Origin of the sequence: Microbacterium sp. B19(2022) (genome assembly GCF_012030385.1) — a bacterium.
GTDB lineage: Bacteria > Actinomycetota > Actinomycetes > Actinomycetales > Microbacteriaceae > Microbacterium > Microbacterium oxydans_B.
Genome location: NZ_JAAUVO010000005.1, coordinates 126888 through 150990 on the forward strand (window position 1 = coordinate 126888; position 24103 = coordinate 150990).

23 protein-coding genes are annotated in these 24103 nt (G+C 66.3%); 16 read left to right on the plus strand and 7 right to left on the minus strand.

The features are described 5' to 3' along the window. The 11 genes from HCX50_RS06060 (at position 1) to HCX50_RS06110 (ending at position 12766) form a co-directional block, all read left to right on the plus strand. Complete coding sequence (locus tag HCX50_RS06060) at positions 1–921, plus strand: RluA family pseudouridine synthase (protein ID WP_167633336.1); 921 nt, start codon at positions 1–3, stop codon at positions 919–921. Between the two features lie 48 nt (positions 922–969). Then, positions 970–1569: a GNAT family N-acetyltransferase gene (locus HCX50_RS06065; RefSeq protein ID WP_167633337.1), complete on the plus strand. Its 600-nt coding sequence runs from the start codon at positions 970–972 to the stop codon at positions 1567–1569. Positions 1570–1600: 31 nt separating this feature from the next. Continuing rightward, positions 1601–2206 carry an RNA polymerase sigma factor gene (locus tag HCX50_RS06070; protein ID WP_091037287.1) on the plus strand — a complete coding sequence of 202 codons (606 nt, stop codon included), beginning with the start codon at positions 1601–1603 and terminating at the stop codon, positions 2204–2206. Then, a complete protein-coding gene (locus HCX50_RS06075) occupies positions 2181–3257 on the plus strand; it encodes a hypothetical protein (protein WP_167633338.1) in 1077 nt (358 codons plus the stop codon). The genes HCX50_RS06070 and HCX50_RS06075 overlap by 26 nt, the downstream gene beginning before the upstream one ends. 112 nt (positions 3258–3369) lie before the next feature. Continuing rightward, positions 3370–3975 (plus strand): sigma-70 family RNA polymerase sigma factor, encoded by a 606-nt coding sequence (locus tag HCX50_RS06080; protein WP_167633339.1) that lies wholly within the window; start codon positions 3370–3372, stop codon positions 3973–3975. After that, on the plus strand, positions 3950–5056 hold the full coding sequence (locus HCX50_RS06085) for a hypothetical protein (protein ID WP_167633340.1): 1107 nt from the start codon (positions 3950–3952) through the stop codon (positions 5054–5056). Before HCX50_RS06080 ends, HCX50_RS06085 begins: the two co-directional genes overlap by 26 nt. Before the next feature lie 72 nt (positions 5057–5128). After that, positions 5129–8647: a DNA polymerase III subunit alpha gene (gene dnaE, locus HCX50_RS06090; protein WP_167633341.1), complete on the plus strand. Its 3519-nt coding sequence runs from the start codon at positions 5129–5131 to the stop codon at positions 8645–8647. Positions 8648–8716: 69 nt separating this feature from the next. Then, complete coding sequence (locus tag HCX50_RS06095; protein ID WP_167633342.1) at positions 8717–9931, plus strand: hypothetical protein; 1215 nt, start codon at positions 8717–8719, stop codon at positions 9929–9931. 1 nt (position 9932) lies between these two features. Continuing rightward, the gene (hisD, locus tag HCX50_RS06100; RefSeq protein WP_167633343.1) at positions 9933–11237 is read left to right on the plus strand and encodes a histidinol dehydrogenase; all 1305 of its coding nucleotides are present in this window, start codon (positions 9933–9935) and stop codon (positions 11235–11237) included. 10 nt (positions 11238–11247) lie between these two features. Beyond that, positions 11248–11718: a transcriptional regulator NrdR gene (gene nrdR, locus HCX50_RS06105; RefSeq protein ID WP_091037253.1), complete on the plus strand. Its 471-nt coding sequence runs from the start codon at positions 11248–11250 to the stop codon at positions 11716–11718. Between the two features lie 10 nt (positions 11719–11728). Continuing rightward, the gene (locus HCX50_RS06110) at positions 11729–12766 is read left to right on the plus strand and encodes a quinone-dependent dihydroorotate dehydrogenase (RefSeq protein WP_167633344.1); all 1038 of its coding nucleotides are present in this window, start codon (positions 11729–11731) and stop codon (positions 12764–12766) included. Here HCX50_RS06110 and HCX50_RS06115 read toward each other — a convergent pair. Further along, a complete protein-coding gene (locus HCX50_RS06115; RefSeq protein WP_091037685.1) occupies positions 12741–13313 on the minus strand; it encodes a DUF3043 domain-containing protein in 573 nt (190 codons plus the stop codon). The two genes, HCX50_RS06110 and HCX50_RS06115, sit on opposite strands and share 26 nt — an antisense overlap. A 45-nt stretch (positions 13314–13358) precedes the next feature. On the opposite strand from HCX50_RS06115, the gene HCX50_RS06120 reads away from it, so the two are divergent. The 5 genes from HCX50_RS06120 to ctaF all read left to right on the plus strand — a co-directional run bounded on the left by HCX50_RS06120 (position 13359) and on the right by ctaF (position 18413). Continuing rightward, entirely contained in the window at positions 13359–14762 is a 1404-nt protein-coding gene (locus HCX50_RS06120; RefSeq protein ID WP_167633345.1) for a dipeptidase, read from the plus strand. A gap of 70 nt (positions 14763–14832) precedes the next feature. Further along, positions 14833–15195, plus strand: coding sequence for an iron-sulfur cluster insertion protein ErpA (gene erpA, locus HCX50_RS06125; RefSeq protein WP_029261583.1), 363 nt, complete (start codon positions 14833–14835; stop codon positions 15193–15195). A gap of 140 nt (positions 15196–15335) precedes the next feature. Next, the gene (gene ctaC / locus HCX50_RS06130) at positions 15336–16238 is read left to right on the plus strand and encodes an aa3-type cytochrome oxidase subunit II (RefSeq protein WP_167633346.1); all 903 of its coding nucleotides are present in this window, start codon (positions 15336–15338) and stop codon (positions 16236–16238) included. A 3-nt stretch (positions 16239–16241) separates the two neighbouring features. Continuing rightward, positions 16242–17975 (plus strand): aa3-type cytochrome oxidase subunit I, encoded by a 1734-nt coding sequence (gene ctaD / locus HCX50_RS06135; RefSeq protein ID WP_029261585.1) that lies wholly within the window; start codon positions 16242–16244, stop codon positions 17973–17975. Positions 17976–17978: 3 nt separating this feature from the next. Beyond that, on the plus strand, positions 17979–18413 hold the full coding sequence (gene ctaF, locus HCX50_RS06140; protein WP_029261586.1) for an aa3-type cytochrome oxidase subunit IV: 435 nt from the start codon (positions 17979–17981) through the stop codon (positions 18411–18413). Between the two features lie 198 nt (positions 18414–18611). Here the strand turns inward: ctaF and HCX50_RS06145 are convergent, their stop codons facing one another. The 6 genes from HCX50_RS06145 to ctaE form a co-directional block, all read right to left on the minus strand. Beyond that, positions 18612–19127, minus strand: a complete 516-nt coding sequence (locus tag HCX50_RS06145) for a GNAT family N-acetyltransferase (protein WP_167633347.1) — start codon at positions 19125–19127, stop codon at positions 18612–18614. Between the two features lie 2 nt (positions 19128–19129). After that, positions 19130–19537 (minus strand): RidA family protein, encoded by a 408-nt coding sequence (locus HCX50_RS06150; protein WP_167633348.1) that lies wholly within the window; start codon positions 19535–19537, stop codon positions 19130–19132. Between the two features lie 81 nt (positions 19538–19618). Continuing rightward, the gene (gene qcrB / locus HCX50_RS06155) at positions 19619–21430 is read right to left on the minus strand and encodes a cytochrome bc1 complex cytochrome b subunit (RefSeq protein ID WP_091037218.1); all 1812 of its coding nucleotides are present in this window, start codon (positions 21428–21430) and stop codon (positions 19619–19621) included. Beyond that, a complete protein-coding gene (qcrA, locus tag HCX50_RS06160; RefSeq protein WP_167633349.1) occupies positions 21427–22503 on the minus strand; it encodes a cytochrome bc1 complex Rieske iron-sulfur subunit in 1077 nt (358 codons plus the stop codon). The genes qcrB and qcrA overlap by 4 nt, the downstream gene beginning before the upstream one ends. Positions 22504–22539: 36 nt before the next feature. Continuing rightward, positions 22540–23340 (minus strand): cytochrome bc1 complex diheme cytochrome c subunit, encoded by an 801-nt coding sequence (gene qcrC / locus HCX50_RS06165; protein ID WP_091037214.1) that lies wholly within the window; start codon positions 23338–23340, stop codon positions 22540–22542. Positions 23341–23360: 20 nt separating this feature from the next. Further along, the gene (gene ctaE / locus HCX50_RS06170) at positions 23361–24014 is read right to left on the minus strand and encodes an aa3-type cytochrome oxidase subunit III (RefSeq protein ID WP_029261593.1); all 654 of its coding nucleotides are present in this window, start codon (positions 24012–24014) and stop codon (positions 23361–23363) included. Positions 24015–24103: the final 89 nt, after the last annotated feature.

Genomic DNA, 24103 nt, shown 5'->3' on the forward strand with positions numbered 1-24103 from the left:
GTGGAGTCCCGGTCTCTGCCGGTGCCCGACGGTCTGGACGGCACTCGCGTCGACGCGGCGCTGGCGAAGCTCATGGGCTTCTCGCGTACCTTCGCCGCCGACGTCGCCGCAGCAGGCGGTGTGCGCTTGGACGGCGTGACGCTCGACAAGTCCGACCGCCTTCGCGGCGGCGGTTGGCTCGATGTGGAATGGCAGCCGAAGGAAGCGCCGAGGATCATTCCGATCGCGGTGCCCGAACTCGGCATCGTGTACGACGACGACGACATCGTCGTGGTCGACAAGCCCACCGGCGTCGCGGCGCATCCCTCGGTCGGTTGGGAAGGCCCGACGGTCGTCGGTGCTCTCGCGGCCGCAGGATTCCGCGTCGCCACCAGCGGCGCTCCCGAGCGCCAGGGAGTCGTGCATCGGCTCGATGTCGGCACCAGCGGTCTGATGGTCGTCGCGAAATCCGAACACGCCTACACGGTGCTGAAGCAGGCGTTCAAGGATCGTACGGTCGAGAAGATCTATCACGCCGTCGTGCAAGGGCACCCCGATCCGCTCGCCGGGACGATCGACGCGCCGATCGGGCGCCATCCGAACCACTCCTGGAAGTTCGCCGTCGTTCCCGACGGCAAGCCCTCGGTCACCCACTACGAGACGCTCGAGGCGTTCCCCGGTGCTTCGCTCCTGGAGATCCATCTCGAGACGGGACGCACTCACCAGATCCGTGTGCACATGGCCGCCCACCGGCATCCGTGCGTCGGTGATCCGCTGTACGGAGCAGACCCGACGATGTCGGCCCGTCTCGGACTCACGCGGCAGTGGCTTCATGCGCATCAGCTGGCGTTCGCGCACCCGGCGACGGGGGATTGGGTGCAGTTCGATTCCCCGTATCCGGAGGACTTCCGGCACGCGCTGGACGTGCTCCGCGGCGAATAGCCCGCGCTTCGTCGAGGCGATGTCTGCGTCGTGCGCCACACTGATCGCATGGACATCGAGGTTCGACCAGCAACGGAGTTCGATGATGTCGCCGCGCTCGTCGGCCCGAAGAAGCCGACATCCAACGTCTGTTTCTGCCTGAGCTATCGCATCGGCAGCAAGGAGAACGTCGCGCTGCGTGGGTCGCAGCGCGCTGATCGCGTGCGCGACCTGTGCCATCAGGATCCGCCACCTGGGGTCATCGCCTACCTCGACGATGAGCCGGTGGGCTGGGCGGCGCTGCATCCACGGCGTGACACGAGCTTCGCACGCAACCGTCTCATTCCGCACATCGACGATTCGGACGTCTGGTCGCTGTGGTGCTTCCGGGTGCGGCCGGGACACCGCAAGCAGGGCATCTCCCACGCGCTGATCGACGGTGCCGTGGCCTACGCGAGGGAGCGCGGCGCGCCGGCGATCGAGGGGTATCCCGTTGACAACGGCGGGGAGAAGGTCAACCTGACGATGGCGTACGTCGGTACGCGAGCGCTCTTCGAGAGCGCAGGCTTCGTGAAGGCAGCCGATACGGGCTCCGTCCTCGACGGCTTCCCTCGGGTGGTGATGAGGCTCGATCTGGGCGCCTCACGAAAGGCGTCGAAGAAAGCGTGAACCGTTTTCGTGAATCGTCCCAATACTCAGTGTGAGCACGGACAGCGAGATCATCCAGCGGTCGCTCGAAGAACCCGGAGTCTTCTCCGAGATCTTCGAGCGGCACGTCCGACCCGTCGGCGGCTACATCCGACGACGGGTCGGGGCGGACGCCGTCGACGACGTTCTGAGCGAGACGTTCCTCGTCGCCTTCCGGCGACGCGCGTCCTTCGAGCTCGGGACGGAGTCGGCGCGGCCGTGGCTGCTCGGCATCGCGACCAGGGTGGTGAAGAGCCATCGGGCTGCGGAAGCGCGGCAGTGGCGGGCCTTCGAGGCCTCGGCGTCCGCAGGGGAGGTCGCGGCAGAGACTCCGCAGGTCGCATCTGAGTCCCGGATCGACGCCGATGCCGCTCTGCGAGCGCTGGCCCCGCGGATCGCGGCTCTCGCGGCGAAGGATCGCGACACCTTGCTGCTGCACGCGTGGGGCGATCTCACGTATGAGCAGATCGCCGCTGCGCTGGGCGTGCCCGTCGGAACCGTGCGGTCCCGACTGAATCGCGTTCGTCGCAAGCTCGCACCGCCCGGCTCGCACGGAGCAGCCCGACTGACATGGATGGCGAAGGAGGAGAGCGATGCAGCTTATGGAACAAGTTCGTGAGATCGGGATCGACGAGTCCCGTGTGGATGAAGACACCGTTCTCGCGGCGCGACGGGCGCTGACGCGAGAGATGGCGCGGAGTGCGCGTCCGGAGCGAGCGCGGTCGTCGAAACGACGCACGTGGACCGGGATCGGTCTCGGGGGTCTCGTGGCCGGAGCGGCCGTGACCGCGATCGTGGCCGGTTCTGTCATCGCGCCACCGAACGCACCCGATGCGGCCGCAGCCGAGGTGCTGGAGCGCGCGTCAGCGGTGACGCTCGATGCGCAGGACACCACACTCGTCCCCGGGCAATACCTGCGGATCGAGACCGTCGGTGAGTACCTCCATTTCTGGAAGGCCGAATGGGCCGATGACGATGACGAGAACACGTTCGCGTTCAACGCCTCGCGAGACGGCGGCGACGCCGCCGTGCTGGAGCGCGACACGCGCGTGCTCTACGTCCCGGCCGACCGGGCTGGTGACTGGTTCTACGACTGGGGCTCCTCCGAGGTCGTGGACTCCTTCGGATCCCGTGGCGCGGAGGCGGCACGGGAGTGGTCATCCTCGCCCGGCTCCGCGATTCGTGAACGCGGCACGATCGAGACACTCCCGGCGGGCGAGTATCTCGCCGTGGGAGGCGACGAACCGCCGATGCCGTACCTGGCGGACGGATACCGTCCGTACTACGACGAAATGCCGAGGGATCCTCAGAAGCTGCTCGATTGGCTCCGCGCGCAGTCGGGGATGACGGGGGAGGAGGGGGACCGCTGGCTCGTGGCGAGTCTCAGCGACCCGTCGGCGATCAACCTGATGCCGGCCGACCTGCGCTCGGCGTTCTTCCTCGCGATCGCGCTGATCCCCGGATTCGAGGTGGTGGCGGAGGACGGTTCGACGGCGACGCTGCAATACGTCGTTCCCGGCCACCGGACGACGAAGATCGCGATCGATACCGAGCGGGGCCTCGTCGACTCGATCTCGGAGAACTACGGAAGCGGAGGACCTGCAGGCGACACGGTCGACTCCACCACCACGGTGCACACCTCCGTCGTGGACTCCGCGCCCCAGGGCTAGCGGCCGAGGCTGAGCCCCGGCGCCGACCTCCGGTGTCGGGGCTCCGCCATAGACTCGGCGGGACGCCCAAGATAATTTCGAACCGTTTGCCGACTCAGGGGCAATACATAGTGTGAGCACAGATAGCGAGATCATTCAGCGGTCGCTCGGGCAACCCCGAGCCTTCGCTGAACTGTTCGATCGGCACGCGGGATCGGTGGGTCGGTATGCCGCTCGCCGCCTCGGTCCCGATGCCGGTGAGGACATCCTGAGCGAGACATTCCTGGTCGCTTTCGCGCGACGGAAGTCTTTCGACGCGGCGTGGGACTCCGCGCTGCCGTGGTTGTTCGGCATCGCCTCGCGGTTGATCAAGAAGCACCGAGTTCGGGAGGCGAAGCACCACCGATCGAGTGTGGAGTCCGCACACCGCGAGGAACACGTGTCGCTCGGCGACCTCGAGGGGACGATCGCTCGCCTCGATGCCGAGATCTCCACCCGAGAGCTGGCGCCCCGCATCGCCGCGCTGTCAGCGAAGGAACGGGACACGCTGCTGCTCTACGCCTGGGGAGACCTGACGTATGAGGAGGTCGCCGTCGCCCTCGGCGTACCTGTGGGCACCGTCCGCTCGCGAATGAATCGAATACGGACTCGACTCGATCCGACCAGAGGGAGCCGCCGAGAACGAGTTGTGAGCGAGAAGGAAGGAGAGGTCGATGGACGTTTTCGAACGCGTGCGTGAGGTGAACACGAGCGCGAGCCTCACGGACGACCGTGTGGCCGCGGCTCGTGCACGCCTTCTGAGTGGGATCGACGAGAGCCGGGAGCGGAATCGCCGACGTCTCGCGCATCGAACCCTGTTGATCGCCGGCGCCGTGGCGACCACAGCCACGGTGGCCACAGCCGTGGTGGTCTTCACGCAGGAGACAGCGCCGCCGCCTCGCGTCGAGGCGATTCCGACACCGACAGCGACGCCGCAGCCGCAGGCGTCGCCGAGTCCGCAGCCCTCCGCGACCTCGGGAACCGGGACGACCGAGCCTTTCCCCGGTACGACCCCGCAGGCGGGGCAGTACCTCCACATCGTCAGCGTCACTGAACGTCTGCACTACACAGCCTCGTCAGGGGAGGTGTTCCCCTGGGCCTGGACGACCCAGTCCTCGTCCCCACCCGTCTCGGCTCTGCTGGCGCGCGATCGCGACGAGCAGTACGTCCCCGCGGATCGCTCGGGCGATTGGTATCAGGCGCACGGCCCCACGGCCGAGAGGGTGAAGCTCTTCCCGGGGGTGCAAGGGCCCGATGAGGAGCAGAGGTGGAACACCCTCATGCCGGTGGACGGCAATGTCGGGGAGACATGGAGCACGGGTGGGCTGGCGGGCGACGCTTTCCCCCCCATGGGTTCGACGGAGTACTACGCGGACCTTCCGCGGGAACCGCAAGCACTTCTCGATCATCTACGGACGGTTGTCGGCGCCTGGACGTCCAGCCAGGACGAGACGGACGATGCACTCCTCGAGAACATGACGTCCACGTTGCTGTCGAACTTCGCACCGGCCGATGTCCGCGAGGCGTACATGGGCGCATTGACTCTGAGTGGCCTCGCTGTGACGACATCGTCAGACGACGGGACCGTCAGTTTCGAGCTTCGCCGAGAACAGTACTCCCCGCGGACCGAGACGATACTCGTCGACGAAACGACGGGATGGGTGACTGTCCATACTGTGCGTTACGACCGTCAGTCCGGTGCGTCGGGGGACATGGTGCCCGCAGACGTGCCCGACATCCGGACGACGTACACCGTTTCCCTCGTGAATTCGGGTCCGTAGCGGTCGCCGATCGCAGGCACAGAGCCCCGACACCGACCTCCGGTGTCGGGGCTCCGCCGTAGACTCGAAGGCATGGCATCCGACTCCTTCGTCCACCTGCATGTGCACAGCGAGTACTCCATGCTGGACGGTGCGGCGAAGATCAATGCGATGACCCAGGCGGCCGCCGATTACGGCATGCCGGCCATCGCGGTGACCGATCACGGCAACACTTTCGCGGCGTTCGAGTTCTACAACGCGGCGCGGAATGCGGGCATCAAACCCATCATCGGGCTCGAGGCGTACATGACCCCGGGCACCCACCGCAGCGACAAGACGCGCGTGCAGTGGGGGTCGCCCGATCAGAAGAGTGACGACGTCTCCGGCTCGGGCGCCTACACCCACATGACGATGTGGAGCCAGAGCACTGCGGGCATGCACAACCTCTTCCGGATCAGTTCCCGGTCGAGCTTGGAGGGCTACTACTTCAAGCCCCGCATGGACCGCGAGCTGCTCCAGACCTACGGCAAGGGGATCATCGCGACGACGGGGTGCCCGTCGGGCGAGGTGCAGACGCGGCTCCGGCTGGGGCAGTACGACGCGGCGCGGGCGGCGGCCGCAGAGTTCCAGGACATCTTCGGCAAGGAGAACTACTTCGCCGAGATCATGGACCACGGTCTCTCCATCGAGCGACGGGTGATGACCGATCTGCTCCGCCTCGCGAAAGACCTGAACATCCCGCTGGTCGCGACCAACGACTCGCACTACACGCACCAGCACGAGGCCGATGCGCACGAGGCCCTGCTGTGCGTGCAGTCGGGCTCCACTATGGACGACCCGAACCGCTTCAAGTTCGACGGCGACGGCTACTACATCAAGACCGCCGCTGAGATGCGGCAGCTGTTCCGCGATCACCCCGAGGCCTGCGACAACACCCTGTTGATCGCCGAGCGCTGCGAGGTCGAGTTCGACACCTCGGCGAACTACATGCCGCGGTTCCCGGTGCCGGACGGCGAGACCGAAGACAGCTGGCTCATTAAAGAGGTCGAGACGGGCCTGCACTACCGGTACCCGGGTGGCATCCCCGACAAGGTGCGCAAGCAGGCCGAGTACGAGACCGGCATCATCCTGCAGATGGGTTTCCCCGGCTACTTCCTGGTCGTCGCCGACTTCATCAACTGGGCCAAGGACAACGGCATCCGCGTCGGTCCCGGCCGTGGCTCCGGTGCCGGCTCCATGGTCGCGTACGCGATGAAGATCACCGACCTCGACCCCCTCGAGCACGGCCTGATCTTCGAGCGGTTCCTGAACCCCGACCGTGTCTCGATGCCTGACTTCGACGTCGACTTCGATGACCGGCGCCGTGGCGAGGTCATCGACTACGTCACGGAGAAGTACGGCTCGGAGCGCGTAGCCCAGATCGTCACCTACGGCACCATCAAGTCCAAGCAGGCGCTGAAGGACGCGGGTCGCGTGCTCGGGTTCCCGTTCAGCATGGGGGAGCGGCTCACCAAAGCGATGCCGCCGCCCGTCATGGGCAAGGACATGCCCCTCGACGGCATGTTCGACTCGGCGCACCCGCGGTACAAAGAGGCGAGCGAGTTCCGCGTGCTGATCGAGACCGACCCCGAGGCGAAGACGGTCTTCGACCGTGCGCTCGGTCTCGAGGGCCTGAAGCGCCAGTGGGGCGTGCACGCCGCCGGCGTGATCATGTCGTCCGACCCCCTGCTCGACATCATCCCGATCATGAAGCGGGAGCAGGACGGTCAGATCGTCACCCAGTTCGACTACCCGTCGTGCGAGTCGCTCGGCCTGATCAAGATGGATTTCCTGGGGCTCCGAAACCTCACGATCATCTCCGACGCGCTCGATAACATCCGGACGAACCGTGGCGAGGAACTCGACCTCGAGCACCTCGGCCTCGATGATCCCGGCGTGTACGAACTGCTCGCGCGCGGCGACACCCTGGGCGTCTTCCAGCTCGACAGCCCGCCGCTGCGGTCTCTGATGCGCCTCATGAAGCCTGACAACTTCGGTGACATCTCGGCCCTCATCGCCCTCTACCGCCCGGGCCCCATGGGTGCGAACTCCCACACGAACTACGCGCTGCGCAAGAACGGTCTGCAGGAGATCACGCCGATCCACCCTCAGCTCGAGGAGCCTCTCGCAGAGATCCTGCAGGAGTCCTACGGTCTCATCATCTATCAGGAGCAGGTCATGGCGATCGCTCAAGCGGTGGCCGGGTTCAGCCTCGGACAAGCAGACATCCTGCGCCGAGCGATGGGAAAGAAGAAGAAGTCCGAGCTCGACAAGCAGTACGAGGGCTTCGCGGGCGGCATGAAGCAGCGCGGATTCGGCGAGGCGGCGATCAAAGCCCTCTGGGACATCCTGCTTCCGTTCTCCGACTACGCGTTCAACAAAGCCCACTCCGCCGCGTATGGCCTCGTGTCGTACTGGACCGCCTACCTCAAGGCGCACTATCCCGCCGAGTACATGGCCGCGCTGCTGACCAGCGTCGGCGACTCCAAAGACAAGATGGCGCTGTACCTCAACGAGTGTCGCCGCATGGGCATCAAGGTGCTCCCTCCCGACGTGTCCGACTCGATCAACTACTTCGCGGCCGTCGACGACGACATCCGCTTCGGTCTCGGCGCTGTCCGCAACGTCGGCAGCAACGTCGTCGACGGCATCGTGCGCGCACGAAAAGACGAGCGGTTCACCTCGTTCCACCACTTCCTCGACAAGGTGCCGCTGCACGTCTCGAACAAGCGCACCGTCGAATCGCTGATCAAAGCGGGGGCTTTCGATTCGATGGGAGACTCGCGACGGGCTCTCATGGAGGTGCACGAAGACGCGGTCGAAGCGGCCGTCGACCGTAAGCGCAATGAGGCCCAGGGCGCGATCGGGTTCGATTTCGACAGCCTCTACGACGGGATGGAAGAGGCAGCCCCTGCCAAGGTGCCCGCTCGCCCGGAGTGGATCAAGAAGGACAAGCTCGCCTTCGAGCGGGAGATGCTCGGGCTCTACGTCTCCGATCACCCGCTCGCGGGCCTCGAGGTTCCGCTGGCCAAGCACGCCTCGATCTCGATCCACGACCTCAACAACTCCGAGGATCTTCAGGACGGCGATCAGGTGACGGTCGCCGGACTCGTGACCAGTGTTCAGCACCGCGTCGCCAAGGCCAGTGGAAACCCGTACGGCATGATCACCGTCGAGGACTTCAACGGCGAGGTGACCGTGATGTTCATGGGGAAGACCTACACCGAGTTCCAGCACACGCTGCAGCAAGATGCGATCCTCGCTGTCCGCGGGCGAGTCTCCCGACGTGACGACGGGCTCAACCTGCACGCCCAATCGGCGTTCGCGCCCGACATCGGCTCATTCGATGCCGCGGGTCCGTTGGCGCTCGTCCTCGCCGAGCAGCGCGCGACGGAGCGAGTGATGACGGAACTCGCCGAGGTTCTTCGCCGGCACAACGGCGACACCGAGGTGCTGCTCCGCGTGCACCGCGGCGGCACCGCGAAGGTCTTCGAAGTGCCGATGCCGGTCAAGGTCTCCGCAGACCTCTTCGGTGACCTCAAGTCGCTGCTCGGACCCACCTGTCTGGGGTGAGCGGGTAGGATCGTGAGCCGTCGGCAGCACGACGAACACCCCGTCGAGCACTGTGACGAAAGGACCACCATGAGTACGGACACCTCCGAACCCGACCTTCCCGAATCGGACCCCGAGGACTCGATCTTCAGCGACGACGACGGTGTGCTCTACGACGACGAGGTGACTCCGGAATTCGGCATTCTCGGATTCACGCTGCGCGAACTGCTGATCGTCGGAGTGTGGGCGGTCTCCTTCGTGCTGTCCTTCTTCCCGCTGACCGGCGGCCTCTCGCTCTGGGGGATCGGCATCCAGTGGATCCTCCCCATCGCACTTCCGACCGTGGCGGTCTTCCTGCTGGTGCTGCGCCGCTTCTCGCCCGATGGCATCCGCCGGGTGGGCTCGCTGGGCATCGACCAGTTCGCCTCGGTTGCGTTCTCCGTCGCGGCGGTCGTCTGGGTCGGGAATCTGTGGCTCTCGATCTCGGGGCTGATCGCCACCGGCTACTGGGGACTCCCGTGGAATGGCGTGGGAATGGTCATCACCTCTCTGGCGCTGGTCACGTTCACGGTCTTCGCCCCGATCATTCCGGGGCTGAAAGAGGACTTCCACGGCCGCCTCGTCACGCTCGCTCATCGCAATGCGAATCCAGTGCGACCGGTGATCGCACGCCCGCGGCCCGAGCCCGAGCCCGACCCCGTTGCCGAGTCGACCGCCGCGCCCAGCGGTACTCAGGCAGAGGTCACCGTCGATGCATCAGCGCTGCCGCCGGTGACCGGCCTCGACGTCGAGATGAGCGGGCGCCAGGCGACCGACGAGATCGCGCGACTCGACCTCGCGGAGCAGGTGCCTCTCACGGCGCACGCCTCCGGTGGCGGTGTCGGGACTGACCAGGACACCTCCGACGAGGAGTATGTTCCCGCCTACTCCCGTCGATCCCGCGGGCAGGAGCCCGAGATCGTCTCAGACACCGGGAGCATCGAGTCGCTGCTCGAGACGGCGGCGACCTACGAGACCGGTGATGTCTCGGCTGAAGCGGAACCCCGCATCGTCGAGGGCTTCGCCGACGCCGACGCTGATCTGGATGCGACGAATCCTCGTGAGACGGCTCCGGCCGCGCAGCCGTTCTGGATTCTCGCCGCCTCCGAACGGGATGTGCATGACGAGCGAGGAGAGCCGCTGTTCCGCATCGGGCCGAGCGCCTGGGCTCTTGTGATCGAGGACCGTGGAGGTGCGTACGTCGTCCGACATGACGACGGACGGATCGGCTACCTCCACGACATCTCCGACATCTCGAAGGGCTGAAATGCGCACGATCGATCTGCGGGGGCGCGAGCTCTCGCCCGCTGACATGCTCGCGGCCGTGCCGCGCGCCACACAGGCTCGAGCGGAGGCGCTCGACACCGCCGCCCGCATCGTCGAGGACGTGCGCGTTCGCGGCGAAGCCGCTCTCCGTGAGCAGGCGGAGCAGTTCGATCGGGTGGCGGGCCACGAGGTGCGTGTTCCCGCCGAGCACATCGCCGACGCCCTCGCATCCATCGAACCCGCCGTCCGGGCCGCGCTCGAAGAGGCGATCGTGCGTGTGCGCCGTGGGTCCGAAGCCCAGGTGCCGGCACCGCGGACAACCGAGATCGGCCCCGGTGCGCGCATTCTGCAGCGGTGGCAGCCGGTGCACCGCGTGGGCGTGTACATCCCGGGCGGTAAGGCCGTCTATCCGTCGAGCGTGATCATGAACGTGGTCCCCGCGCAGGTGGCGGGCGTCGAGCAGATCGCTCTGGCGTCGCCGCCGCAGGTCGATCAGGGCGGTCGGATCCACCCGACGATCCTGGCGGCCGCCGCCCTGCTGGGCGTCACCGAGGTCTACGCCATGGGGGGAGCCGGCGCGATCGGCGCCTTCGCGCATGGTGTCCCGTCGCTCGGGCTCGACCCCGTCGACGTGGTGTCCGGTCCGGGAAACAACTACGTCGCGTCTGCAAAGCGCGCCGTCGCCGGCGTCGTCGGGACGGATTCCGAGGCCGGTGCGACCGAGATCCTCGTCGTGGCCGATGCGGATGCCGACCCGCGACTCATCGCCGCGGATCTGGTCAGCCAAGCGGAGCACGATGAGCAGGCCTCCGCGGTCCTGGTGACGGATGCGGTCGAACTCGCCGATCAGGTCGCCGCCGAGGTCGAGCGGATGGCGGCGGTCACACGCCACAGCACGCGTGTCGCCGCGGCTCTGTCCGGTCCGCAGTCCGCGATCGTCCTCGTCGACGACCGTGCCATGGCGACGGCCTTCAGCAACGCCTACGCCCCGGAGCACCTCGAGCTGCACCTCGCCGACGCTGAGGATGCGGCCGCTGCGTTCACCAGCGCCGGTGCCGTCTTCGTCGGCGACCAGACGCCCGTCAGCCTCGGTGACTACATGGCGGGGAGCAACCACGTGCTCCCGACCGGTGGTCAGGCGCGGTATGCGCCCGGTCTCGGGTCCTACACCTTCCTGCGCCCGCAGCAGGTCATCTCCTACGATCGCGCGGCGCTGTCAGCCGTTCGCGCCGGCGTCGTGGCCCTCGCCGAAACCGAGGTGCTCCCGGCACACGGCGAGGCGATCGAGGCGCGTTTCACGGCGTAGGATCGGTCAGATGCACTGCCCCTTCTGTCGTCATCCCGACTCTCGTGTCATCGACTCGCGCACCAGCGACGACGGGCTGTCGATCAGACGCCGCCGTCAGTGCCCGGAATGCGGTGGCCGGTTCACGACCACCGAGACGGCGAGCCTCAACGTCATCAAACGGTCCGGCGTCATGGAGCCGTTCAGTCGCGAGAAGGTCATCTCCGGCGTGCGCAAGGCGTGCCAGGGACGGCCGGTGACGGAGGCTGACCTGGCCATCCTCGCGCAGCGGGTGGAGGAGGCCGTTCGCCAGACCGGTGTCTCGCAGCTCGACGCGAACGAGATCGGTCTCGCCATCCTCGGCCCGCTGCGTGAGCTCGACGAGGTCGCGTTCCTCCGGTTCGCCAGTGTCTACCAGGCGTTCGACTCGCTCGAGGACTTCGAGGAAGCGATCACCGATCTGCGAGCCGACCACACGAAGCAGGAGTCCGCGGACCGGTAATCTGGCAGGGATGTATCCGCTGCTCTTCCGCGCTGTCCTCTCGCGCTTCGACCCCGAGTTCGCCCACCATGCCGGAATGGCGGTGATCCGAGTTCTCGGCGTGCCTCCGTTCTCTTGGGCGACACGTGCGATGACACGCCCGGACCCATCCCTGCGTGTCGCGGCGCTCGGTCTCACCTTCCCCTCGCCCTTCGGCATCGCGGCCGGATTCGACAAGAACGCTGTCGGGGTGCGGGGTCTGGCTGCTCTCGGCTTCGGGCACGTGGAGGTCGGCACGATAACGGCGATCCCGCAGGACGGCAACCCGAAGCCGCGTCTGTTCCGTCTCATCGCCGACCGTGCCGTGATCAACCGGATGGGCTTCAACAACGCCGGCGCGGATGCTGCGGCGCGTCGTCTGGCCCGCCTGCGCCGCGGAGCGCCCGACACGGTGATCGGCGTCAACATCGGCAAGAGCCGGGTGGTGGACGTGGAGAACGCGACGGCCGACTACGTGGCCTCCGCGACTCGCCTCGCCCCGCTCGCCGACTACCTCGCCGTCAACGTGTCGTCTCCGAACACGCCGGGGCTGCGCGGGCTGCAGGCGGTGGAGACCCTCGCCCCGCTCCTGCGCGCGGTCAAGCAGGCCTCCGGTGCCACTCCGCTGCTCGTGAAGATCGCCCCGGACCTTCCGGACGAGGAGATCGCGGCGATCGCGCAGCTGGCAGTGGCCGAAGGACTCTCCGGAATCATCGCGAACAACACGACCATCAGCCGAGACGGCCTGCTCGCGGATGCGACGAAGGTCGAGGCTGCCGGCGCAGGCGGACTGTCGGGTGCGCCGTTGAAGCAGCGCTCGCTCGAGGTGCTGCGCGTCGTGCGAGCCGCAGTTCCCGATGATTTCTGCGTGATCGCGGTCGGTGGAGTCGAGACGGCTGCGGACGTGCAGGAGCGTCTGGAAGCCGGCGCCACTCTCGTGCAGGGTTACACGGCATTCCTGTACCGCGGTCCGTTCTGGGGCCGCGAGATCAACAGGGGACTGGTCAGTCGGGGTACTGTCCGCGCTTGACCTGCGGCTTCGGCAGACGCATGAATCGCATCTGCAGGGCTCGCATCGCGGCGTACCAGCCGAGACCGCGCTCGAGACGCTCCTTGCCGAACTTCGCCGCCGCTTTGCGCTTGACGCGCATGCCCAGCAGAACCATGCCGCCGATCGCGATCACCAGGTAGCCCATCATGACCATGTAGGCGTAGAACGAGATCATCATGTTCGTGGGCAGCAGCGAGGCGAGGATGACCAGCACCATGACGCCCATCACGAACTCCGCCGGGTGCCAGCCCGCGTCGACGTAGTCACGCACCCAACGGCGCTGAGGCCCCTTATCGCGGACGGGGAGGTACTTCTCCTCGCCGGCGGCCATACCGGCCTGCGCCTTGGCTCGGCGCTCGTTGAGCTCAGCCTTGGCGGCGGCTTTGGCCTCTTTGGTGTTGGCGACCAGGGGGCGGCGGCGGGCAGCCTCCTGCTCCGCACGGGTCGGCGTCGCGCGCCCCTTTCCGACGGCGGGCGTCTCGGGGGCGTCGTCGTTCGTCGAAGGGGAGACAGGGGTAGTGGCCACGGAGTTCCTCGGTTCGCTGCGGGGGATCACCTTAAGATTACTCGCATGACCTCTCCTGTTCCTCCCCGTGAGCCCGATGCCGCCGTCCTCGAGGCTGTGGCGACCGGTATCCCCTCGGCATTGTCGGACCTCGGCCACCTCGTGCGCATCCCCGGGATGGCGTGGCCGGCGTTCGATCAGACCCAGCTGGAGCGCAGCGCGGAAGCCGTGGCGGCGCTGGCCTCGGGCACCGGCGTTTTCGACGAGGTGCGTGTGCTCCGTGCGGCGATTCCGGGCACCGATGAGCAGGGACAGCCGGCGATCCTCGCCACTCGGAAGGCGCGCAACGGCAAGCCCACGATCCTCCTCTACGCGCACCACGACGTGCAGCCTCCCGGCGATGACGCTCTCTGGGAGACCCCGCCGTTCGAGCCCACGGTGCGCGACGGGCGTCTGTACGGACGCGGCGCCGCAGACGACAAGGCGGGGATCATGGCGCACATCGCGTCGATCCGAGCCGTACACGAGGTGCTGGGCGACGACCTCGACCTCGGTATCGCGATGTTCATCGAGGGGGAGGAGGAGTACGGGTCTCGTTCCTTCGCTCAGTTCCTCTCCGACAACAAGGAGGCGCTCCGCGCGGACGCCATCGTCGTCGCCGACTCCGGCAACTGGGATTCGGTCACCCCGGGCCTCACCGTCTCGCTTCGCGGGAACGCCCGCTTCACGCTGCGCGTGCGCACCCTCGATCACGCGTCCCACTCGGGGATGTTCGGGGGAGCGGTGCCCGACGCGATGATGTCGACCGTGAAGCTGCTCTCGACGCTGTGGAACTCCGACGGCTCGGTGGCGGTGGCGGGGATGACGGAGCGCGATGCTCCCACTCCTGATTACACCGAGGCGACACTCCGTGACGAGGCAGGGCTCCTGCCCGGCACCACTCCGATCGGTGACGGCACGATCCTCAGCCGGATCTGGAACAAGCCCGCAGTGACGGTGATCGGCATCGACGCGACGAGCGTGGCGGCGGCATCCAACACCCTGCTTCCCGAGGTCACGGTCGTGATCAGCGCTCGTGTCGCACCGGGGCAGACAGGACAGGACGCCTACGACGCGCTCGAGAGCCATCTGCGGGCGCACGCCCCGTTCGGCGCTGAACTCACCTTCTCGGATGTGGACCTGGGGGATGGTTTCCTCGTAGACACCAGCGGATGGGCGGTGCAGCTCACGCGTGACGCCATGCGGGACGGCTACGGCGTCCCGCCGGTGGATCTGGGAGTCGGCGGGTCGATCCCGTTCATCGCCGACCTGGTGCGGGAATTCCCGTCCGCACAGATCCTCGTCACCGGTGTCGAGGACCCGCACTCGCGCGCGCACAGCCCGAACGAGTCGCTGCACCTCGACACCTTCCGCCATGCGGTCGCCACCGAGGCATTGCTGCTCGCCCGCATGAATGCTGCAGAACTCTGAGCCTCTCAGGATCTGCAGCGGTAGAATCGTCCGAGAAGCCGTGCACCTGCGGCCCGTCACAAGGAGCGACATGAGCGACACCACACTCTCCCCAGAGACCACCCGCGCACACGGCGTCACCCTGACCGACGCTGCCGCCGTCAAGGTGAAGAACCTCCTCGAGCAGGAAGGCCGCGACGATCTCCGTCTGCGCGTCGCCGTGCAGCCCGGCGGATGCTCGGGCCTGATCTACCAGCTGTACTTCGACGAGCGCTACCTCGAGGGCGACGAGACCGTCGACTTCGACGGCGTCGAGGTGATCATCGACAACATGAGCGTCCCGTACCTCGACGGTGCGGCGATCGACTTCAAGGACACGATCTCCGAGCAGGGGTTCACGATCGACAACCCCAATGCTGCGGGCAGCTGCGCCTGCGGTGACAGCTTCCACTGATCATCCGTCTGCCGAATCGGCCGCCGTCACCACTGGTGACGGCGGCCGTTCCGCTTTCGGAACCTGCGTGGTTGGCATGAATCAGGTGTGAGGTTGCCCTAGACTTGGGTGTGCTCTGTTCGCGATCTGAAAGGTGCATCGTGCCCTCGAAACGCAGCCTTCGTTGGGCCGCACTCCCTGTGGGAGTCGTGGCAGCCGTTGCTCTGGCGGGATGTTCTCCCACCGAGCTGAACGGCTTTCTTCCGGGCTTCGTGGAGGGTGGCCCCGCAGCCACCAATCAGACCGAGCGCGTCTCCTCGCTCTGGGTGAACTCCTGGATCGTGCTGCTCGCGGTCGGCATCATCACCTGGGGCCTGATGGCCTGGGCCGCGATCGCCTACCGTCGCCGCAAGGGGCAGACCGGCCTCCCGGTGCAGATGCGCTACAACATGCCGATCGAGATCTTCTACACGATCGTGCCGCTCATCCTCGTGCTGGGAATGTTCTTCTTCACCGCTCGTGATCAGACCGAGATCGAGGCCAAGTGGGACGAGCCCGACGTCGAGATCACCGCGATCGCCAAGCAGTGGGCGTGGGACTTCCAGTACGACGGCGAAGAAGACGACAACTCCGATGCCGTGTGGACGATGGGCATCCAGGCCCAGCCCGACGCCGAAGGCAACATCGATCAGTCGCAACTGCCGACCCTGGTTCTGCCGGTCGACAAGAAGGTCACGATCGACCTGCAGTCGCGCGACGTCATCCACTCTTTCTGGATCATCGACTTCCTCTACAAGAAGGACATGTTCATCGGGAAGGACAACTCCTGGTCGTTCATCCCCACCCGTGAGGGCGAGTACGCCGGCAAGTGCGCCGAGCTCTGCGGTGAGTATCACTCGATGATGCTCTTCAACGTGAAGGTCGTCTCTCAGGACGACTACGACGCGTACCTCGAGTCGCTCGAGGAGAAGGGCAACACGGGCGACATCACCGACGCGTACGACCGTCTCTCGAACTTCCCGGGGACGACCCCGAAGACCGACACCGAGGAAGGAGGGGAGTAAGTCATGTCGACCACAGAAGCTCCCCGTACCGACGAGACTCCCCAGTCGCGTCCGACCACTCTGCCCGCTCGCCAGGCCGCTCTCATGAGCTCCTCGCGCGTGGAGCAGAAGGGCAACATCGTCGTCAAGTGGATCACCTCCACCGACCACAAGACCATTGGGTACATGTACCTGATCGCGTCCGTACTGTTCTTCCTCCTCGGTGGTGTGATGGCACTCGTCATCCGCGCCGAGCTGTTCGCGCCGGGCATGCAGATCGTCCCGACGAAGGAGCAGTACAACCAGCTGTTCACGATGCACGGCACGATCATGCTGCTGATGTTCGCGACGCCGCTCTTCGCGGGCTTCGCCAACGCGATCCTGCCGTTGCAGATCGGCGCCCCCGACGTGGCCTTCCCGCGTCTGAACGCGTTCGCCTTCTGGCTCTTCCTCTTCGGCTCGACCATCGCGGTCGCCGGCTTCCTCACCCCGCAGGGCGCGGCGTCCTTCGGATGGTTCGCCTATCAGCCATTGGCCGGTGCGTCGTTCTCGCCGGGCGCGGGTGGAAACCTCTGGATGGTCGGACTGGGCATCTCCGGTTTCGGAACCATCCTCGGTGCCGTCAACTTCATCACCACGATCATCACGATGCGCGCTCCGGGCATGACGATGTGGCGCATGCCGATCTTCTCGTGGAACACGCTCATCACGAGCCTGCTCATCCTGATGGCGTTCCCCGTGCTCGCCGCAGCGATCTTCGCTGCTGCAGCGGACCGCATCCTCGGCGCTCACATCTACGACCCCGCCAACGGCGGCGTCCTGCTGTGGCAGCACCTGTTCTGGTTCTTCGGCCACCCCGAGGTCTACATCATCGCTCTGCCGTTCTTCGGCATCGTGTCGGAGATCTTCCCGGTCTTCAGCCGTAAGCCGATCTTCGGATACAAGACGCTGGTCTACGCGACGATCGCGATCGCCGCTCTCTCCGTCGCCGTGTGGGCGCACCACATGTACGTGACCGGGTCGGTGCTGCTGCCGTTCTTCGCCCTCATGACGATGCTCATCGCGGTGCCGACGGGTGTGAAGATCTTCAACTGGATCGGCACGCTCTGGCGAGGATCGGTGACCTTCGAGACTCCGATGGTGTTCGCGCTCGGATTCCTCGTGTCATTCGTCTTCGGTGGTCTGACCGGTGTCATCCTCGCGGCCCCGCCGCTGGACTTCGCCCTCTCCGACTCCTACTTCGTCGTCGCTCACTTCCACTACGTGGTGTTCGGCACCGTCGTGTTCGCCATGTTCGCCGGCTTCTACTTCTGGTGGCCGAAGTGGACCGGCCGCATGCTCAACGAGCGTCTCGGCTACGTCCACTTCTGGATGCTCTTCATCGGCTTCCACATGACGTTCCTCATCCAGCACTGGCTGGGTGTCGACGGAATGGTGCGGCGCTATGCGGACTATTCCGCGGCCGACGGCTGGACCTGGCAGAACCAGGTCTCCACGATCGGAGCGATCATCCTCGGCGCCTCGATGCTGCCGTTCTTCCTGAACGTCTGGATCACGGCCCGCAAGGCTCCGAAGGTCACGGTCAACGACCCGTGGGGCTACGGTGCTTCGCTCGAGTGGGCGACGTCGTGCCCGCCGCCGCGGCACAACTTCACGTCGATCCCGCGCATCCGCAGCGAGCGTCCTGCGTTCGACCTGAATCACCCGGAGGCCGCCGAGTTCGCGACCACGGCGCCCGGCGAGCGAGAGGCCCACTAAGTCATGCGCGACAACGTCATTCTCTGGTGGGTGCTGACGGCGTTCTTCGCCCTCGTCGGTGTCGTCTACACCGGCTGGCACATCCTGGTCACTCCGTCCGACAACTTCGCGATGCGGATCGAGTGGGTCGGAACCGTCGCGCTGTTCTTCGCGGCGTTCATGGCAGCGATGGTCGCGTTCTACCTCGACCGCACGCACAAGGCGCAGAACGGCGAGCTGCCGGAAGACATCCTGACGGCGGACATCGACGACGGTGACCCCGAGCTCGGCGAGTTCAGCCCCTGGTCCTGGTGGCCGATCGTGCTCGCGGCTTCGGCCGGTGTCTTCGTCGTCGGCCTGGCCGTCGGTCACTTCCTGCTCCCGATCGGTCTCGCGATCTTCGTCGTCGCGATCGTGGGCTGGGTGTACGAGTACTACCGCGGCAACTTCGCCCGCTGAGACATCAGAATAGAGGAAGGCCCCCGGATTCGTCCGGGGGCCTTCTTCGTGTACGCGCCAGTGGGTCGGTTCGTGTGCGGGCGGCGGGGATCTTCACGACCTCGTTCGGACCCGTGCGATGCCGGTCAGTGGGTCGACGGGGCGGCGGTGCACACCGTCGGCGTCGCCCAGAGAGCGAATGCCGTCAGCGCCGACGCATCAGAGGGTGGCAGTCATCTGCACGCGAGGGCCGTACCTGAAGAGCCCGAGGGCGGTCTCCGTGTCGACGAGGGAGCGGAGCAGAGTGGAGTCCGGCTCGGTCTCCGTGAAGCCGCAGGAGGCGTAGAACGGCGCGTTCCAGGGGACGTCACGGTAGGTGCGGAGGGTGATCGTACGATGTCCGCGGTCTCGGGTCTCAGAGAGCGCCGCCTGGACGAGCCGACGCCCGATCCCGCGCCGGCCGTACGTGGGCAGCACAGAGAGCTGCTCCAGATGAGCGTGCCCGTCGATCTCCAGGACGTGCACGAAGCCGACGGGGCCCGAAGAGGGGGCTGAGGCCTCGTGGGCCTCAGCGATGAGCACGAAGCCCGGCATCGAAGCGCGCTCCCGAGCAGTGGTCGGGGGCGGCCAGTCGACCGCGTCGAAACGGTCGACGAGCAGAGCATCCGCCGCGGCTTCGATCTGTTCGGTCTCCGCGTCATCCGCCGGATGCGCAGGACGTACTCGGATCTCCATGGTCACTCTCCGGCGACGGCGGCGATGGCCTCGATCTCGACGAGCTGGTCGTCGTAGCCGAGTACCGTGACCCCGAGGAGGGTGCTGGGGACGTCGTGATCGCCGAAGGCGGCGTGGACCACATCCCACGCCGTGACCAGGTCGGCCTGCGCGGAGGAGGCCACCAGCACGCGTGTGCTGATGACATCAGTGAGGGTCGCGCCGGCGACGGCGAGTGCTGCCTCGAGCGTCTCCACGCACCGGGCCGCCTGAACCGCGTAGTCGCCCGGCGCGGCGGTCGTCCCGTCGTCGTTCAGAGGGCAGGCTCCGGCGAGGAAGATGAGGCGCGAACCCGCAGGTGCGGTCGCGGCATAGGCGTAGGGGGCATCAGCGAGGGCGGTGGCGCGGATCAGCTGGACGGCAGATGACATGGTTCGATCCTCTCATTCAGGGACTAACGATGAAGGCCCCGTCCGTGTGGACGAGGCCTTCATCGTGTGGGGGAGTGGCGACTACTCGCCATCCTCCGACTTCTTGCGAGGCTTCTTCACCGGCTCAGTCGCGATGACCGTGCTGGGGGTGTTCGGCGTCTCGTCGACGTGCGTCTCATCGACGGTGAGCGGGGCATCAGGGAAGCCGGCGCGCTCGTGAGCGCCCTGGATCTCTGCGGCCTCGGTCTCGTCGTTCTGAGCCGTGACGTGGTGCTGGTGTGCATCAGCTGCTTCGACCTCTGCCTGCGTGAGCGGGGCGAGACGGTCCTCGAAGAACCAGCGGGAGATCGAGGAACGGAGGTTCTCCGTCCACGGGATACGTCCCTTGGCGTTCGGGCGAACCACGAGGGGCTCGTAGCCGTCGACGTCGATGAGCTTCCAGCGGTCGTACTGGTCGACCGGCTGGTGCACCTCGATGAACTCGCCACCGGGGAGGCGGACGATGCGGCCGGACTCGAAGCCGTGCAGCACGATCTCGCGGTCCTTCTTCTGGAGCGCGATGCAGATGCGCTTCGTGACGAAGTATCCGAGGATCGGGCCGAGGAACAGCAGCGCCTGCAGCGTGTGGATCACGCCTTCCATCGTGAGCATGAAGTGCGTCGCGATGAGGTCGGACGATGCCGCAGCCCAGAGGACGGCGTAGAAGATGACGCCGGCCACGCCGATCGCCGTGCGCGTCGCCGCGTTGCGGGGACGCTGTGCGATGTGGTGCTCGCGCTTGTCGCCGGTGATCCACGCCTCGAGGAACGGGTAGATCGCGACGACCACGATGAAGAGGCCGAGTACGAGCACGGGCGCGATGATGCCGAAGGACCACGTGCGGTCGAGGAAGACGATGTCCCAGTTCGACGGCGCCAGACGCAGAGCGCCGTCGGCGAAGCCGATGTACCAGTCCGGCTGCGTGCCGGCGGAGACGGGAGACGGGTCGTACGGGCCGTAGTTCCAGATCGGGTTGATCTGGAAGAACGTCGCGATCATCACGATCACGCCGAACACGATGAACAGGTAGCCGCCCATCTTCGACATGTAGACCGGCATCATCGGGTAGCCCACGACGTTGTCGTTCGTGCGGCCGGGGCCGGCGAACTGCGTGTGCTTGTTGATGATCATCAGCATCAGGTGCACGACGATGAGCGCGATGACGAGCATCGGCAGCAACAGGATGTGCAGCGTGTACAGGCGTCCGACGATGTCGGTTCCGGGGAACTCGCCGCCGAAGAGGAGGAACGAGGTCCAGGTGCCGATGAGGGGGAGGCCCTTGATCATGCCGTCGATGATGCGCAGACCGTTGCCCGAGAGCAGGTCGTCCGGCAGCGAGTAGCCGGTGAAGCCCTCTGCCATCGCGAGGATGAACAGGACGAAGCCGATGACCCAGTTGAGCTCACGCGGCTTGCGGAACGCTCCCGTGAAGAACACGCGGAGCATGTGCACGCCGATGCCGGCGATGAACACGAGCGCCGCCCAGTGGTGGATCTGGCGGACCAGGAGCCCACCGCGCAGGTCGAACGAGATGTGCAGCGACGACTCGAGGGCCGCCGACATCTCGATACCACGCATCGGCGCGTAGGCGCCGGTGTAGTGGGTCTCGACCATGGATGCCTGGAAGAAGAACGTCAGGAATGTCCCGGAGAGGAACACGACGACGAAGCTCCACAGCGCGATCTCGCCGAGCATGAACGACCAGTGGTCGGGGAAGATCTTGCGTCCGAGCTCCTTGACGAAGCCGGAGAGGCTGGTGCGCTCATCGATGTAGTTCGACGCGGCACCGACGAAGCGACCGCCGAGGGGCGCCTTGGTGTCCTTGTCGTCTTTGGACAGCGTTGCGGTGCTCAATGGCGCTCCCAGAAGCTCGGGCCGACGGGTTCCTTGAAGTCGCTGCGTGCGACCAGGTAGCCCTCGTCATCGACGGTGATGGGCAGCTGCGGCAGCGGGCGTGCCGCCGGGCCGAAGATGACCTTTGCGTGGTCCGTGACGTCGAACTGCGACTGGTGGCACGGGCACAGCAGGTGGTGCGTCTGCTGCTCGTACAGAGCCACGGGGCATCCGACGTGCGTGCAGACCTTGGAATAGGCGACGATGCCGTCGTAGGACCAGTCCTTGCGGTCCTCGGCCTCGATCAGCTGCTCGGGGCGCAGGCGCATCATCAGGACGATGGCCTTGGCCTTCTCTTCGAGATAGCCGTCGTGGTGGCTGAGCGTCGCGAGCTCTTCGGGGATCACGTGGAACGCCGACCCGAGGGTCACGTCCGCGGCGCGGATCGGGGTGCCGTCGGGGTCGCGGACGAGGCGCGCGCCCTTCTCCCACATCGTGTGCTTGAGCAGCACGACCGGGTCGCCCGCGGTGGGGTCTTCCGGCGTCGAGTGCGGAGCCAGGCCACGGAAGAGCGTGACACCCGGGATGATCGAGGCGACGAGTGCGGCGAACAGCGAGTTGCGGATCACCGTGCGGCGGCCGAAGCCGGACTCCTCGTTGGCGTCGGCGAATGCCTGGACGGCTGCCTCGCGGGTCGCATCCTTGCCACGGGTGGGGTGGCGGTGCTCGATGAACTCCTTGTCGGACATGAGCGCCTTGGACCAGTGGATCGCACCGATGCCGAGGGCCAGCAGCGCGAGGGCGATGCCGAGACCGATGAAGAGGTTGTTCTGGCGGATGTCGATGAGCGCGCCGCTCTCGATCGGGAACAGCATGTAGGCGGCGACCGCCCAGATGCTCCCGGCGAGCGAGAGGTAGAACAGCGTGTACACAGTGCGGACAGCGGCCTTCTCAGCGCGCGGGTCCTTGTCGGTCATCCGCGCGCGGTGCGGCGGAAGCCCGGGGTTCTGCACGGGATCGCTGACTGCGACACCCAGCCCCGGAGAGGGCTGGTAGGCCCTGTCAAGAGCCTGCGAGTCGTCGTCGTGTGCCATGGTGCTCCTCGTACGTTCCTCTTCGATGAATAAGCGTCAGTTGGACTTCGCCGTGATCCACACGGTGATGGCGACGAGCGCGCCGATTCCGAAGATCCACACGAACAGGCCCTCGGAGACCGGGCCGAGCGAACCGAGCGAGAATCCGCCGATCTGCACGGACTGCTGCTGGAAGAGCAGCGCCGAGATGATGTCGCGCTTGTCCTCGTCGGACAGGTTCATGTCGCCGAAGACCGGCATGTTCTGCGGGCCGGTGACCATGGCCGCATACATGTGCAGCGCGCTGGTCTCCTGGAGTCCCGGTGCGTACTTGCCCTCGGTGAGTGCTCCACCCGCGGCGGCCACGTTGTGGCACATCGCGCAGTTGACGCGGAACAGCTCGGCGCCGTTCGAGACGTCGCCCTCTCCGTCCAGGATGTGGTCGGCGGGGAACGTCGGGCCGGGAGCCTCGGACTGCACGAAGGACGAGATCGCGAGGATCTGGTCTTCGGTGAACTGCGGTGCCTTCTGTGGAGCCTGCGGTCCCTGCATCTGCAGGGGCATGCGACCGGTGGACAGCTGGAACTCGGTTGCGAGCTCGCCCACGCCGTACAGGCTGGGGCCGTTGGCGGTGCCCTGCAGGTCGAGACCGTGGCAGGTGGCGCAGTTCGCCTGGAACAGCTTCTCGCCGTCTTCGACGGTCAGCTGCGTCGACGCGGTCGGCGTGTCGGATGCGGCGAACGCAGCCGTGGCACCGGCGTACACGGCGCCGGTGATCATGAGGCCTGCTCCGATGAGCGCGGCCGCCGCCAAAGGGCTGCGACGACCGCTGGAACGGCGCTTCTTCTCTCGTGCCATCTCGGGGATCAGCTCCGCTCTTATTTCAGGAAGTAGATAACGAGGAACAGCACGATCCAGACGACGTCGACGAAGTGCCAGTAGTAGGACACCACGATCGAGGAGGTCGCCTCCTTGTGCCGGAAGTTCTTGACGGCGTATGCGCGTCCGATGACGAGCAGGAACGCGACGAGGCCGCCCGTGACGTGGAGGGCGTGGAAGCCGGTCGTCAGGTAGAAGGCGGAGGCGTACGAGTCGGCGTTGATCGGCATGCCTTCAGCGACCAGCTGTGCGTACTCCCACACCTGGCCGGAGACGAAGATCGCACCGAGGGCGAAGGTGAGGAAGAACCACTCGACCATTCCCCAGCCGAAGAGGCGACGGCGTCCGGCGCCGTTCTTCTGCCCCTTGCCGATCTTGTAGGGCTGCAGGTCTTCTGCCGCGAACACGCCCATCTGGCACGTGAACGAGGAGAGGACGAGGATCGCAGTGTTCACTGCGGCGAACGGGACGTTCAGCAGCTCGGTCCGGTCTGCCCACAGCTCCGGGGAGGTGCTGCGGAGAGTGAAGTAGATCGCGAAGAGTCCCGCGAAGAACATCACCTCACTGCCGAGCCACACAATGGTGCCGACAGCTACCGGGTTGGGCCGCTTAATCGTTCTCGCCGCCGGGGCATACGTCGCTGAGGTCGTCACCCCTCCATTATGGCCGATCCTGGGGCGTGATTCTTGCACCCACGACCTTCGAATCGCCGGTGCTTGACTTAGGGGACCCTAAGAAAACA